The organism is Marinimicrobium sp. UBA4509, from assembly GCF_002388575.1.
Classification (GTDB): domain Bacteria; phylum Pseudomonadota; class Gammaproteobacteria; order Pseudomonadales; family Cellvibrionaceae; genus Marinimicrobium; species Marinimicrobium koreense.
Genome location: NZ_DGMV01000030.1, coordinates 638 through 2326 on the forward strand (window position 1 = coordinate 638; position 1689 = coordinate 2326).

1 protein-coding gene is annotated in these 1689 nt (G+C 57.7%); it reads left to right on the forward strand.

The genetic code is table 11. The features are described 5' to 3' along the window. Positions 1–1624 (forward strand): lipid A export permease/ATP-binding protein MsbA (gene msbA / locus B3520_RS03700; protein WP_286875439.1); only part of this gene is annotated, 1624 nt, incomplete at its 5' end. Positions 1625–1689 lie beyond the last annotated feature (65 nt).

Here is a 1689-nt window from a genome sequence, read left to right on the forward strand (position 1 = left end):
CCCCTTGGTCAGTGGCCAGGCGTCAGCCGACGCTTCCGCCCCCGCATCCGGTGGGCGCGGTCCGGCCTATATGCCCTCGCTCATTATTGTGGGCATTGTTTTCTTTCGCAGTGTCGGGGCTTTTCTCGGGAATTATTTCATTTCGCAGTTGGCCTTTCGCATCGTGCACAAACTGCGGGTCAGTCTGTTTGATCATATGGCCCTGCTTCCCGGTCAGTACTTTGATCGGCACAGTTCCGGGCACCTGATGTCGGTGATCACCTATAACGTCAATGGGGTGACGACGGCGGCAACCGATGCCCTGAAAATACTGATTCGCGAAGGCGCTACCGTACTCGCGCTGATGAGCTTCCTGCTTTACAAAGACTGGAAGCTGACATTGCTATTGCTTCTGGTGGCGCCGTTGATTGCAGGCATTGTCGGGTATGTCGGTAAGCGCCTGCGTCGTTTGAGTGCCAAGGTGCAGCACAGTATGGGGGACATTACCCAGGTGTCTTCCGAGATGATCCATGGCTATCGGGTCATGCGCAGCTTTGGCGGCGAAGAGTATGAAAAGCGTCGCTTCAATCAGGCCAGCTGGCGCAACTATCTGCAAAACATGAAAATCGTGTTCACCTCTTCTCTCAATACCCCGATTATGCAAATGTTGGTCGCGCTCTCAATGGGGCTGATGCTCTATGTCGCCCTGACGGTGATGGAGATCAATGATCCGGGTGCTTTTATTGCCTATTTCACGGCCGCGGGCCTGGTGTTGAAACCGCTACGCCAACTGAGTGAAGTCGTTCCCACCATTCAGAAAGGCGTCGCGGCGGCGGACAGTATTTTTCAGTTGTTGGATGAACCGACGGAAAAAGATACCGGTGATCGCACGGTCAAGCGAGCCCAGGGCGAGGTGCGTTTTGAGGACGTCAGCTTCCGTTACGACAGCAGTGACGACTGGGTTTTACAACACATTGATCTGGATGTGAAACCGGGCGAAGTCATTGCCCTGGTGGGACGCTCCGGCAGCGGCAAATCCACCCTGGTGAGCCTGCTGACCCGTTTTTACGATCCGGGTGAAGGCCGCATTCTGCTGGACGGCCACCCGTTGGAAGACTACCGGTTGGATAACCTGCGCGAGCAGGTGGCGTTGGTCAATCAGAACGTGGTGCTGTTCAATGATTCGGTATCGGGCAACATCGCTTACGGCGCGCTGGCGGCCACGGACCCGGAGAAAGTGCGCGAAGCGGCCAAAGCGGCTCATGCGCACGAGTTTATCGAGCAGTTACCCCAGGGCTACGACACTCTGATCGGTGAGAGCGGCGCACGTCTGTCCGGCGGGCAGCGTCAGCGTTTGGCCATCGCCCGCGCCATTCTCAAAGACGCCCCCATCCTGATTCTGGATGAGGCCACCTCGGCCCTGGATACGGAGTCAGAGCGTCATATTCAGGCGGCGCTGGAGCAGGTGATGAAAAACCGCACCACGTTCGTGGTAGCGCACCGCCTGTCCACCATCGAACGGGCGGACCGGATTGTGGTGATGGGAGAAGGCCGAATTCTGGAAGTCGGCAGCCACAGCGAACTCCTCGCCGCCGGCGGCCAGTACGCCCGCCTACACTCCATGCAATTCCGCGACGAACTGTAGAGAGGAAAGCCCTTTTAATTTTCAAGCGCAGGGAAGCGTCACGCCCGGGCCGGGGAGGGGAACTT